The organism is Pseudomonas sp. SIMBA_067, from assembly GCF_046534675.1.
In the GTDB taxonomy this organism is placed as follows: Bacteria; Pseudomonadota; Gammaproteobacteria; order Pseudomonadales; family Pseudomonadaceae; genus Aquipseudomonas; species Aquipseudomonas putida.
Window position 1 is genome coordinate 1 of the sequence record NZ_JAWRYH010000730.1, and the last position, 259, is coordinate 259.

General features: G+C 57.1%; 1 protein-coding gene. It reads right to left on the reverse strand.

The features are described 5' to 3' along the window. Positions 1-12: 12 nt before the first annotated feature. Positions 13-259, reverse strand: a 247-nt coding sequence (locus SB765_RS31090; RefSeq protein ID WP_410932685.1) for a carbohydrate porin, incomplete at its 5' end; no start/stop codon positions are given.

Sequence of the window (259 nt, forward strand, 5' to 3'; positions counted from 1 at the left end):
GCGTGACAAAGGTCAGAAGGTGGCTTGGACTTTCACCCCACCTACCCAAGCATCATCCACCTCCCTCACCCCACCAGGGTGTCGAACGAACTGCAGGTTTGGGCGGACTGTCAGCCAGTCTGTGAAATGAATGCCATAGTTGAGCTCGGCGTTGTATTCGGTCTCCTGCACCGGCAGGTAATCGGGATCCGCGTAATCATCAACACCGTTGACCACGTTGGTCAGAGCCGCGTTCTTGCGATAGGCCGGGTTCACGTGC